6 protein-coding genes and 1 pseudogene are annotated in these 12,766 nt (G+C 39.2%); 2 read left to right on the top strand and 5 right to left on the bottom strand.

Annotated features, from left to right (window positions below):
- Positions 1-18: 18 nt before the first annotated feature.
- From NJD71_RS12375 to hsdR, 4 genes are all read right to left on the bottom strand, one after another.
- Complete coding sequence (locus tag NJD71_RS12375) at positions 19-942, bottom strand: hypothetical protein (RefSeq protein ID WP_319052250.1); 924 nt, start codon at positions 940-942, stop codon at positions 19-21.
- 71 nt (positions 943-1,013) lie between these two features.
- Positions 1,014-2,363, bottom strand: coding sequence for a restriction endonuclease subunit S (locus NJD71_RS12380; protein ID WP_319052251.1), 1,350 nt, complete (start codon positions 2,361-2,363; stop codon positions 1,014-1,016).
- The gene (locus tag NJD71_RS12385; protein ID WP_319052252.1) at positions 2,360-3,949 is read right to left on the bottom strand and encodes a type I restriction-modification system subunit M; all 1,590 of its coding nucleotides are present in this window, start codon (positions 3,947-3,949) and stop codon (positions 2,360-2,362) included. Before NJD71_RS12385 ends, NJD71_RS12380 begins: the two co-directional genes overlap by 4 nt.
- Before the next feature lie 164 nt (positions 3,950-4,113).
- Positions 4,114-7,713: a type I restriction-modification system endonuclease gene (gene hsdR, locus NJD71_RS12390; RefSeq protein WP_319052253.1), complete on the bottom strand. Its 3,600-nt coding sequence runs from the start codon at positions 7,711-7,713 to the stop codon at positions 4,114-4,116.
- A gap of 155 nt (positions 7,714-7,868) precedes the next feature.
- Here hsdR and NJD71_RS12395 point away from each other — a divergent pair, with 155 nt between their 5' ends.
- Both NJD71_RS12395 and NJD71_RS12400 read left to right on the top strand, forming a co-directional pair.
- Positions 7,869-11,858 (top strand): STY4851/ECs_5259 family protein, encoded by a 3,990-nt coding sequence (locus NJD71_RS12395; RefSeq protein WP_319052254.1) that lies wholly within the window; start codon positions 7,869-7,871, stop codon positions 11,856-11,858.
- Between the two features lie 44 nt (positions 11,859-11,902).
- A complete protein-coding gene (locus NJD71_RS12400) occupies positions 11,903-12,607 on the top strand; it encodes a DEAD/DEAH box helicase (RefSeq protein ID WP_319052256.1) in 705 nt (234 codons plus the stop codon).
- Positions 12,608-12,614: 7 nt separating this feature from the next.
- On the opposite strand, the pseudogene NJD71_RS12405 reads toward NJD71_RS12400, so the two are convergent.
- Positions 12,615-12,766 (bottom strand): annotated as a pseudogene (locus NJD71_RS12405) (IS256 family transposase); the annotation flags it as partial.

Raw genomic sequence — 12,766 nt, forward strand, 5'->3', positions numbered from 1 at the left:
TATTAGCTCAAACTATCATTACAGAAGACCATTACCTGTTTTATTCTTTAACAAAGCTGCCAACTGCGAACCTGACTTAAGTTTTTCTATATAAGTACAGCCTTTATTGTCTGGCTTCCAGTGTTTGCAGCGCAAATAATATTGATCTAACAGACCTACCCCATTCTTTTTTTTCTGTAATACCATAGGTTCAGCATGAATGGGACAACATACTATATTTATGCCCTCGCTACGCGACTTTAGATCAGACTGTAAATCATCCATCCTTTCAGTGATTAATTTTGAAGTATCTTCATCCTGAATAATGGTTGTGAACTCATCAGCTGTTAAACTGAACTCAGGAGCGCTAGTATCTGTCAGTAATGAATAATCTTGTTTTGTCAGACGCTCTCTATAGTTACAAAGTCGGATGTTTTTATCTATGAAGTACCACCCTGTACACCCCCAAAAAAAATCATTTGGTCTTACTTGCTCCAGATCGCGACTCCATTGCAACTTCATCACTCTCGCACATTTTGGGCAGGTCTTACCCAAAGTATCCGCAAAAGCATTCCACTGCAAAACATGGGTAGTTTCTAAATCAATCTCTACTTTGTTGATTAAAGCTTCATTTTGTAAGAAAGTATCGGCAGCTATAACCTGCCTTTGCTCATCTATACCCGACTTTAGCTCTTGGCGTCTTTCATTAAGAATCCTAAGCCGCCTTTTTTCAGCGTCACTCAAATAACCAACATCTACATACCGCTCTCTTAAACGTAGTACCTCTGCGTTTAAATCATGAATCTGATCTTGTTTTCTGTTGCGCTCTTGATAAACGGTCTTGGGTTCGATCTTTCTAGATGAAAATATCGAAGTAACGGTTGAGACAACTTCAGAAACGATATCTACAGCGGAACTAATGATGGACCCTAGTCCTGAAAACAGCATTCCAAAGAAGCTCATAGTTACTCCCTATAAGTTTAAACCAAAGATAGCTATTAATGGATAGTTATAATTGTCCAATAAATAGTTATCTATTCCTTACTAGATTTCTTCTTACCACCACCCTGCTTCTCAGCCTTAATCTTAGCCAATAACGCCTCAGCACTATTGTCACCGCTGACCAGTTCAGGATTTTGCTCGCGCCACTCAGCGGTCAAATTGCCCGTAAAGGCCTGATGCAAAATAGACTGGGTTAAATGATCGACTCGGGCTTTGGCAGTGGCTACGCTTTTTTCTATTTGGTCGGCAAAAGAGAATAATACTTCAGTTTTATTAACGATTTTTTCTTGAGTTGAAATATCAGGATAATTTATGGAAATATTCTTAATGTGATTTGAACCTACATTCCCTTGATTGACACCTCCAGTTTCACCTTCGAAAAAATCATTTCGAAATCCGTTAGATCTTAATATTAATAAAAGATATTTATGTATTATCTTTTCCTCATTTACAATGAAGCGACCTACACGCTGATTAATTAAGAATTTTTCACTTTCTGTAACTAAACAACTAAATCCATAGTCTCTTTTGAACCTAGTTCCTGTCATACTAATTAGTATGTCATTCTTATTAGCACAAAACTTACTATGATCCTTACCTATATTTTCATCTAGAAATGCTGGAGAGTTTTCAATAGCTAATCTATTTTCCCTTATGTTTCCTAATTTAATGACTTGGAATTTTCCTTGTTTCAAAAACCATCCGCTCTTAAATGCAAACCCATTTTGAAAATCGCATAGTTCACTAACTATAGAACTATTCACATTTTGATTATTACAAAGTGCACCACTAACCGCATCGTTCAAAACAGACTGTCGAAACTTCTCAATCAACTTAGGTATGGCATCGAGTCGGGCTTTGATTTGAGAGACGGTTGTTAGGTGCTTATCTAAACGTTTAACTATTTCTTGTTGTTCATTCAGAGAGCACAGAGTAAAACTAAGGTTTTTTAAGTTATCTAAACGTATACCCTTAACAGTAGTACCTGTACCTAATGAAATAATAAGATTGTCTTTTGAACGATACCAATAGACAAAATATGAGTTAATTACATGTTCTGGTAAAAAAATAGCTTTTAAATCTTGATTAATTGCAGTATCAAAATTTACTACTACAACTTTACCAAGGCTCATTCTAGTAGCTATAATTGGCACGCCCTCAGGAATTAAGTTAGTTGCACTGTTTTCTATGGCTTCTTGCGTAATATGATCTTGAGTATCTTTAGGTGTATAACCTTTCATGTCTTTCACTGACATCCAAGGGATTTCACCCTCAAAATAACTTGGATTAGACTTACTAGGAGTGCCTCCGCCCACGATTTTAGTGTAAATACTTGAGAGTTTGGTTTCAATCCACTCCTCAGGCAATGCTAATTCACTCATTGATGCACCTCACTATCCAAACCTAACACGTCAAGTAGCAACTTCTTCTGAGCACTGGCTTCATCATCCTCACCCAATGCCTGCATAAGCTCATCCAATTGACGCAGCGCTTCGGTCAGCTCAGTCATCGCTTCACCCGCCAATACATGCGGCTCGGGTAAGTCTTCGGCTGAGATATTGTCGCTATCGCGTATCCAGCTAATATCTAAGCTATCGCCCTTCTCTGTCGCTATCCAGTCACGACTAAACACCCGCCAGCGGCTGTTTTCCATATCTTGCTCAGCCGTCTCATTCTTATCTCCATCATCTTCAGGAGCAAATGACCAGTCGCCCTCTATGCGCGGACTGGTACCGTTCGCATCCTCACCGTATAGCGCTTCAAATGGTTGTAGGTGCTGCTGACTAAACGGCGTACGTTTGCCGAAGCTTGGCATATTGGTACGCAAGTCATAGACCCAGACATTCTCAGTACAGTTTTGATCTTGGTCAGGGTTAGACGCCGTACCTTTGGTAAAGAATAAAACGTTGGTTTTTACTCCGGCGGCATAGAAAATACCTGTAGGCAAACGTAAGATGGTGTGCAAATTACACTTATCCATTAGATCGCGGCGAATTTCGGTACCGATACCCGCTTCAAACAGTACGTTATCAGGCAAGACCACTGCCGCTCGCCCGCCTGGCTTTAGATTGCGATAGATATGTTGTAAGAAAGCCAGCTGCTTATTACTGGTTTTGTAGGTTAGATCGTCACGAGTGATACTAGCATCACCGCCTTTCGAAGTACCAAATGGTGGGTTGGCTAGGATGACATCGGCACGAGGCAGGCTAGCACCCGCTTCACCAAGAGCATTACCTTGATGAATAACGCCTTCATTATCGCCTTCCATGCCATGTAGCATACAATTCATTAGAGCAAGACGGCGCGTATTGGGCACTAGCTCAACACCGACAAAGGCTTTGGTCTTTTGAAATTTTGCCTGCTCTGGACTCAGATCAAACAGATCATCAGTCTTAGATTTGATGTAAGTATCCGCTGCGATTAAGAAACCTGCGGTACCTGCTGCAGGGTCCTGAATAATCTCACCTGGCTGTGGCTTGGTACATCTAACGATACTATCAATCAACACACGCGGAGTGAAATACTGACCTGCGCCTGACTTGGTCTCAGTTGCGTTCTTTTCTAGCAGACCTTCGTATAAGTCACCCAAACCATCGTTTTGAATACTGAACCAATCTAGAGAGTCTAAGCTTTTTACGAGCTGCTCTAAGTGACGCGGCTCTCTTATACGGGTAAAGGCATCGTTATAGATAGTAGCAACTAACTGGTCGTCGCTTTTTGATAGATCGAGCAGCACTTGTTTATATTTATTTAGCAGATTGAGCCCAGATAACTCGTTGATATCTGTCCAACGGCATTCCTCAGGTAGCTTATGACTGACCAATACACCTTGCTCAGTATTTTCATATTCCATTTTAATGAATAGCAGCAATACTAGCTCGGTCACATAATCACTGTAATTGATGCCATCATCCCGCAGGACATCACATAGGTTCCAAAGTTTTTGGACAATATTACTGGTACTCATATAACTTCCTAATTCAATTAATTTCGTTGTTATCTTATATAATTTTTTCAATAAACAAATAAAAGACGCCAAGTATAGTGACTTTGAATCAGTCTTTCATCACTAAAGTACATCTACTGATTATTAAACGTCAAATAATGTCGCTGATGATCAGTCTAAGACCACTATGCTTGCCACAGCTCTTCATTTACTTGTTCTAGCACATCATCGAGGCGGTTTTGTAATACCTTATCAAACTGTTTGACTCCGCCGGTACTAGAAAAGCGCTCATTGACGAACTGTTTATCCACGATAGTTTCATACTGAAGCTGTTTGGCCAACCTCTCAAGCCATTTACGCTGTAACGGTGTCCATTGATGACTGGCATAGATACGTTGCATTGCCTGGTTCACTCGAGTGTCAAAGGGTATCAAAGGCTCTCCTAGAGCAGCACGTCTAATATGACCCACTAAACTAGAAGCAATGTCTTGATTTGTTTTATTACGCCATGCGGACCGAAGTTTTGCTTCACTATAGCCAACGCTATCTAACGTAATCTTGACTTCTTTTAGCGTCTCACGGGTGAGTGTTTTGGGATTAGTGGCAATAACATTGAGTGCCACCGATGTATTTAGATTATTTTTGATATAAGCATCAAAGCTTTCTAGATAATCCTCAGGACGCTGATGCTCGCCAAAACCTTGCTCCCGACTTAGCAGCTCATCTTCACCCTCAAATATCACTGGCATTCGTTCTGAGCCAGCTAAGTATTTTACTTCTGTTAGCTGACTTATTAAGTTGCTATGTTTAGTTAAGAACACTTTTGCGTTTTCGACACCCCCTTCATGTAGCGATTGATGCAGCTTTTCAGGCGCCACTCCCCATAGCTCATTTAACTCATTAAGTTTGGCCTTTAGCTCTGGTTTACGCTCGGCCTTTTTATCGGCTTTGCGTAATACGCGCATAATTTTTTGTGACAGCTCATCTAGTACTTCTTGCTGGTGTTGATCGACCTGCTCCTTAGAGACAATAAACCCATCATGGCTAGAGTCGTCATCAGCAGACTTTAACTTATCCTGCGAGTCTGTATCTGAGTGTTGGTTATCCAATTCATAGCTTGAAACTTTCTCTGCTACTTCTGTCTTTGCTGAGCTTGGTGTACTACTCACTAACTCGTCAATGAGTTGATTGATGGTAATGTTTGGTTTTTTTACCAACGGTTTCATGGTGTTTACTTCTTGGATGGAGGCGAACAAATCGACTGGATCGTAGACTTTAAAAACCGTTTTACCAATGTCATCACAGCGTCTAGTAGCACGACCAATCATCTGCTCAAATAAAATGCGTGACTTCACCCGTCGCAAAAATACCAAATGACAAATACTTGGTACATCGATGCCTGTGGTTAGAAGATCTACTGTAATAGCGATACTAGGAAACTTCTCATTCTTATAACGACGAATTAATTGACCGACTTTATCGCTTGCACCTGTTATTTTTTTGACCGCATCTTCGTTATATCCATCTCCGTACATCTCTAAAAAAGCTTCATCTAATAAGCGCTTTACCATATCTGCATGCAGGTCTGTGGCACAGAATATTAGTGTTTTTTCATCGCCATTGGGATCTATCTCTTGAGCCAGTTGCTCACAAATCACTCTATTAAAACTTTCTGTAATGACAGTTCGGTTAAAATTAGTGACCTCAAAACTCACCTCATCTTCTAATTCGGTAGTATCTACTACTCCCGTTAAGGTATCGAGACGGCTAACTTGTTCTCCCTTGTCTATTTTTATCCCATTTTTGGTTAATAACGTCTCATAGCGGATGGGTGGCTCATAATCAATTAGCCAATCTGCGGCCACCGCTTCCCGATAAGAAAAGTTAAAAACAGGCTTACCAAAGATCTCACTCGTATGCTTAGCCGGTGTGGCAGTTAATCCAATTTTGACCGCATCAAAATAATCGAGCGCGCGTCTATAAGTTGATAAATACTGCGTATTATCACGTATAGCAAGCTCACCTTCTGTCATCTCTTGGTCTAAGGTGTAACCCCTATGTGCTTCATCAACGATGATGCAGTCATACTGGTCGACATTAGGTGGGGTCTCACTGTCAAATATACGTTTGACCATAGCTTGAACGGTAGCCACTTGTACTCGAGTTTCCGCCTCTACAGCCATATCACCTAGTTCAGCCACATTATAAATCTTCGATAAGGTCTGGTTTTGCTCTAGCGTCATCTCCTGCATGCTATCAAAAGCCTGCTCACCTAGAGCCGTTCTATCGACTAAAAATAAAATGCGCTTGAAGCGTTCAGCTTTTAGAAAACGGTAAATAAGTCCGATTATAGTACGAGTCTTACCTGTACCCGTCGCCATAGCTAAAAGGCAACGGTCGACGCCTGCCTCTAGTTTTTCTTCAACGGCTTTTATAGCATCTACCTGATAGCTCCGTAACCCTAAATAGGCGAAAGGTTCTTTTTTTAGCTTATCTTGGGCTAATAACACATCACGTTTTAGAAGGTCTAACAGTCCTTCGGGACTATAGAAGTTCTCTAATGCCCTAGCAGCGTTATTGTTTTTCCTAGCATCTCTAAACCAAATACCAGAGTACTCTGGCAGTTGCTTTATGAAAGGTCGGCCATTGCACGAGAATACGAAAGGGATGTCGTAATCAGTGTCATTACGCCAACTAAGGCTACTGTCTACAAGCTCCCAAGCAGGTTTTATCGTCGCTGTAAAATTAATGCCTTTTGCATACCTTTCTGCCTGCTGTATCTTGCTAGCTACATTAGTATTCTGACTTTTAGCTTCGATAATAGCGACTGGGGTTAAACCAATGAATAATACATAATCGGCTCTACCGTTTAACATAGTCCACTCAGCAATAGCCTTGTTTTTACCTACCTCAGGTATTTCGCCATTAGCTTGGGTCACTATTTCACTATCTGCTAACCAACCAGCTTGACGCAACTGCTCGTCAATTAATAGACGAGCGTCGTCCTCAGAAGGAATAAAATCTGCTAGCTTTACTCGGGCGGGTAGTTTATTGCCTTGTTCTATATTTTTGGCCAGTTCGGTTTGTAGTTTCTCAGTTTGTTCGACAAACTCTTTTCTTATTCTTGCCAGCTCTTCTTCTTGTTGTTTATTTTGCTCTGCTAGCGACCGCGCTTCTTGATCCATCATTTCAGCCAATTGCTGATACTCTATTTTTTCTTGTTCAATTAAGGCAGCTTCTTGTTCTTTTAATTTCGTTATTTTTTCGATATCTCCGCTTTGACTTGCCATGTTTCTAAGTTCAGACGACAGCTGCTGAACTTTCAAGCTAAGCTTTTGTAATTGTTGACTAGGGTCAGGAATCTCTTCAAATTTGGCAGCTTTAAATACTGAAGCTTTTTTACCATATGTTTTGTGATACCAGATACATAGCGACCTTCCCAACTTTAGAGCTCGCGATGCCTCAGCGTGGCTGGTTTTAAAGTTATGAACTGCCTTATTACCCTCTTCTCTAAGGCTATGAAACTCAGTGACAATATTATTATCGATTCTCATTTCATACTTTAGACGACCGATTAATTGGACTTGTTTCATTTCTCTATCGAAAGGAATGTTGTTTTTAGTAGCTAAGTCCTGAGCTAACGCCTCTCCCAACTGCCTCATCTTAATCAGCGTAGTATTAGGATCGCTTTTAAAAACACGTTCAGCATTGATTGCTAACTCTAAAAATATTGGATTATGCTCTTGCATAAAATTAAAATTAGAAGGGAACTTAATTTCAGTCATATCATAGCCTATACATGTTATGTCATTGTACTCTGCCTTAGATAGTAAACCTCAAATGTCAATCAGTCAAAGCTACAAGAGCAAAAATAGCCTGCTAGATAAAAAATAAACAATATTTATATTGTGGTTTTATTACCCTACGAAGGTCGGTTAGAATGGAGGTTTATTGTCAGTTAGATAAAGATTTATCACAGCGTTATATTAAAGGATTAATAAGTATGATTTCTAACCAAAATACAGTAATTGATAGTCATGATTATCAAGAAACTAGAAAGACCATTGACAGTATTTTGGTACTGGAAACAGACGCAAGACCCTTGTATAGATATAGAATAAGTTATTCTGAATTCCTCTCTCTGAAAGCTTACTTAAGCGAAAATTACTTATCTATTTATAATGTAGATAAAGCAACCAAGTTTAGTAATGGCTTAGACAAACTATTTGTGCTTTATGCTGCTGAATGGTGGCGTCGAGAATACAATGGCAACTGGGGCTGGGCAGATTTACTGGGCTCTATAGGCATTAAGCATGGCGATATAAACAATCAAGATTTAATGAGAATTACTGAAAGTGGGTTAGCGAAATGGGATCGTGATATTAGCCGGACAGCTTTAAATCATAGAAGTGCTATGGGTTCGTTTTTACGTGAAGGTGGCTTGCCAATTAATTACTTTAACGCCTCAGGGGGCTGGCTGGATCTACTATATGGTGCTATGAAAGCCAAAGCCTTGAACGGCGAGGCTCGTCTGTATTTTGATCACTATATTAACCGCTTACCCAAAACCTCTGGTCGTGAAGACATTATTGACACATTAGTGGCTCTTATAGATGATATTCACAACTTAGTTATTACCTATCAGCTTGATAATCAGTCAAATCCTATAGAACATTTAGACAAGACAACCGATGGCAACTGGATTGACTCATTTCCTTTCTCTTTAGAAGATGAGTCTGCTCGAGAGCTGCTAAAAAGCTTAGTTATTAATTCAGCCAATACCGTCAAAAACAAAGACCGTAAAACAATCCTAGAAGATGACTGGCTCAGCTCAATACAATTGAAGCGTACGCTAGATATCCGCCTTAGCACAGCATCAGTTACACTAAGTGCTAAAATAGCTGCTCCTAAGTTTTTGAGCCTAAATAATAATTCAGATAAAATTACTGATGAAGATATTGGTTTGCTATTTTACGACCAACAAAATGATAATGTTATTGGTAAATGGGAAGCAAGCTTTATTCCTACCCAAGATCGTATGATTCTTAGGTCTCCTCGTTATATCAGTATGGATAGAAAGCGATGGAATGCCTCTATTACGCTACAGATGAATGACTCATTAGGTAAGTTGATTAAAGGATTGACAGACAATCAAGGCAATCCTATCAACCCTTATCAAAATTCAAGCATGAACGAGGTCGATGCTGGAGTCCCTTTTTTAGCTAGTATTCAGAATGAAGTTGAAAATCATATTATAGCTGAATATGAGGGTAGCTATAATCAGTCAGTTAAAGCCGATCATGCTATCGTCTTTATTCCAGATAGTTGGCAGTATAATTTAGATTCAAACAGTGAGCTAAATATTATTGCTAAGATTTCTGAAAATGGAATGACAGGCTTAGTTTATAAACTTGCAGGCAAAGTCGCTGTTACTGATGGCAGCCAAAAATATGTTTTTAAAACAAGTAGCCAAGATGCAAATTATCAGTATGAAATAGTTGGTCGACAGCTGGTTGATTTTACTTATCCAAGTAAAGTTATAAAAGGTGATATTGCAGTGACAGCCATCAGCAAAGAAGACTGTCAAATAAGGAGTGTAGTTCCTAAACATCGAATCTGGATTGCCCCCGTCAAGGATGACAGAGGAAGTATCGGCCCATATAAAACCCTAGAGCAGTATCGCGCTACACCGCCAGGATGTTACCGACTACAAGTCAGAGATGAGAGTCAGAATATATTATTTAGCGCTAATATCGGTCTTGTTCCACACGATTTCCGTTATAGACTGCAACCTTTAAAGAATGATTCCAGTGATGCTGTTGGTAACATCATGATAACAAGCAGTGAGACAGCCAAACTAGAAGCATACCTCCCACATGACTTACGTTGTCAAACACTAACCTTAGCTAAAAACAAATTCAGCTTAGGTATCAATAGGGTCCCTAGTGAAAAGATCACATTAAGTTTGACGTTTATTGCCAGCTCTAAAGAACATGCTATCCCTCAAGCTACGACTCGTCCGCTCCGTTTTCAGTGTTACTTTCCTAGCAGCCAGACCGTTATCTATGATCAACATAAAGGCAAGTTAAGCAATACACTACACCTGAATATTGACGATGATTTGAATGGATATCGAATTAAAGTATTTAACTCTACAAGAGCTCGTGAAGCAAAAGTAGATTTCTACCTTAACTCACGCTCTCATGAAATTTTACGTACAACATACGGCGTTGATGCGAATAAATTTCTAGAACTCAAGCCTGTCGACTGGTTACCTACTATAAAGCGCTTACTTTCATTAAGCGACAAGGGTCTAGACGATGAAGTAACTGTAATTTTGAGGCATGATAGTTTTGAGCATTTTAAAATCACTTTTGGATACTACCATTACCAACTCTATGCTAAGCACAATGTTGAAAACAATAAAAACTGTCTTCAACTTTGTGGTAAAGACCTTTACTCAGCATCAATCCCTAAAGAATCAAATGAATTAGAGAGGCTATATACTCAATCAGATATACAGGCGTTTAACTTTTTAGAACCTGAAAAAGTCATTACACTACCTAAGACTAATTTAATTTCGTTTGATGAAGTTAAATATTTATGGTCAACTGAGTCTCTAGAAGCGTCCTCTGAAGGTACTTATTTAATCTATTCAGTAACCAAATCACTGCAAGAAAGCGATGAACAATCCTTAGATCAAAATATTGACAAGTTAATTCGCTCCACTGTCTATCACATTTCACATGCAGATAAAGACAATCAGCAAGTTTACCCAGCAGAGCTGTCTCTGAGCTTGAATACTATTTCTGATGAACACTCCGTTTTAGAAAACGATACCTTTAAGACCTTTGATCAGCCATGCAACTATGATTTATTCGAAGTACAAGGAGAGGATGTTGATGCTGTTGAGCCTTTAATTCCTCAGGATGTTTTTTCTCAGTTAGCGCCAGCTATTATAAAAGCTAATTCGACCCTAGCAGAAGCCAGTAAAATAAGTAAGGGTTATATTAGACTGAAAACCATGCGAAACATCTATCGGAAGATGGCTTTTGATCCTCACCATCCAGAATGGAGCTATCTGAAAACTATAACAACCAACTGTATTCATCTTCCTTTAGTGACTTTAGATAACTGGGTAGCAGCTCGCCAAGTTCCAGAGTTTATGTGCGCCGTTATTGTTTATGGCAGAACAACATCAGTACTCGGTGAGCCTATTGTCGAAAAAGTAAAGGGTGAGATTGGACTTATCTGGAGTCTGCTTAGTTATGCAGACTTTAGAAAAATATATGAGATAGCCAAGGAAGAATTTAAGTCACAGCTCATTCTTAGTCCAATAAACTTTAGTGAGAGCGAATTAGAAAGAGATATATCTAAAAAATGGCAGGAGTTAGGAGAAGAGCTCAAAGCACTTTCACATACATTCGAGACTTGGCTTAACTACGCTGATTCAGAATCAGGGCACACTAAAACTCAAGTATCTGGTGCAATGCAATACTTTTTTGGTGAGTTAATCAAGCAGAAACAATATCTTAACGCAGTATGGCCAAATAATCCTGAGTTAATTAATACCATTAATAATGTCGTACAGGATATAGCTAAAGACTGCTTATTAGATCTCAATATACCTCAAGGCTATATGCAGCCTGCCGCTTTATTACCACTTGCTATTGCATGGCTATCCTCACAACCTAGCCATATGAACTTATACTCGGATGATCAAGATAAAGATGGTAATGATTTAGATGTAATGAACAATTATTATGAAATTGATATGCGTCTTGAGAGATTAAAAAATCTCCGTAAACAGATGAACCGTCAAAAAATTGCTATCTATGAAATTACGAAGTTTGCACCTAGTTGGTATCAAAGTGCTTTTGAAATATCTTTTTCATGGTTCAGTCACTGCCATGAACATCATAAAAAATAAAACGCAACTCTTATTTATCGTATTAATTATATAGGGAACATATAGTGAGTAAGTTATCTTTAATTCCAGAAAAACAACAGTATTTTTATGCGCAATATCACAACATAAAACAAAATGCTGTCGAGTCGACATCAAGTATTTTGCGCTTTAGTAATCATAATTTACGTGAACATATTACCAACGAGTTATCACATGATAATGCTTCTGGTAATGGTAACCATGGTTTGATGGGTAATCCGGTATTCGAAGTACTATTCCCATGGGAAGCACAAGAAAAAACGATGTCAGAGTTTGGAGATAGTTTATTACATCCTAAAGTAGCCAATATGCTTGTAGACAGCATTCCAACACCTTACAAACATCAGGCTGAATCTTGGGAGAGACTAAACCAGAAAGACCATATTAACTCTTTGATTGTCACCAGTGGCACAGGCTCAGGTAAAACTGAATGTTTTATGGTACCAATTTTAGATGATCTAGTTAAACAACAAGAGATTGAGAAAGACGGACTGACCGGTGTTCGCGCTTTGTTCTTATATCCCTTAAACGCTCTTATCAACTCACAACGTGAACGCTTAAGCGAATGGGCAGATGCTTTGGGAGCTGACACCCCTAATAATAAGATACGATTTAGTCTATACAATGGTGACACACCAGAAAACCCTAAAAAGGGAGAAAGAAGAGATACCGCTGAAGTACTTTCAAGAAAACACTTGAGAGAAAACGAGACCATCCCAGATTCTGTGTAACTGCCATTTAGATTAAATGCTTACTGATACGGTCATCAAACATAATCATAAAACGATTCAGAGCAGACGTCCAGTTACGAATGGGCATCGACCACTTTTTAGACGCCTGCTGAGTTGCTAGGTAGACTACCTTAAACGCTGCCTGATCAGACGGGAACA

This window comes from Psychrobacter sp. PP-21 (assembly GCF_033790785.1).
GTDB lineage: Bacteria > Pseudomonadota > Gammaproteobacteria > Pseudomonadales > Moraxellaceae > Psychrobacter.

Coding starts and splice junctions, on each gene's coding strand:
- NJD71_RS12375 (WP_319052250.1), bottom strand. CDS start 942: ATGAGCTTCTTTGGAATGCTGTTTTCAGGACTAGGGTCCATCATTAGT.
- NJD71_RS12380 (WP_319052251.1), bottom strand. CDS start 2,363: ATGAGTGAATTAGCATTGCCTGAGGAGTGGATTGAAACCAAACTCTCA.
- NJD71_RS12385 (WP_319052252.1), bottom strand. CDS start 3,949: ATGAGTACCAGTAATATTGTCCAAAAACTTTGGAACCTATGTGATGTC.
- hsdR (WP_319052253.1), bottom strand. CDS start 7,713: ATGACTGAAATTAAGTTCCCTTCTAATTTTAATTTTATGCAAGAGCAT.
- NJD71_RS12395 (WP_319052254.1), top strand. CDS start 7,869: ATGGAGGTTTATTGTCAGTTAGATAAAGATTTATCACAGCGTTATATT.